At 42.0% G+C, this 231-nt stretch carries 1 protein-coding gene; it reads left to right on the forward strand.

Annotation, left to right across the window (positions count from 1 at the left end):
- Positions 1-231: TCP-1/cpn60 chaperonin family protein (locus C6N31_RS47510; RefSeq protein WP_498063740.1), on the forward strand; the 231-nt coding region annotated here is incomplete at both ends.

Genomic DNA, 231 nt, shown 5'->3' on the forward strand with positions numbered 1-231 from the left:
TGCTGGTGCAGCTCTCATAAGGGAGGTTGCAAGTAAAACTAATGATTCTGCTGGTGATGGCACAACAACGGCATCAGTTCTGGCAAGAGAAATGATCAGACATGGGCTATTGAGTGTTACTTCTGGTGCAAATCCAGTTTCAATTAAAAGGGGCATTGATAAAACCACTCATCAATTGGTAGGATATCTTCAGCAGAAAGCAAAGCCTATTAAAGGCTTCAGTGATACAAG

Source organism: Streptomyces fildesensis (assembly GCF_016107395.1).
GTDB lineage: Bacteria > Actinomycetota > Actinomycetes > Streptomycetales > Streptomycetaceae > Actinacidiphila > Actinacidiphila fildesensis.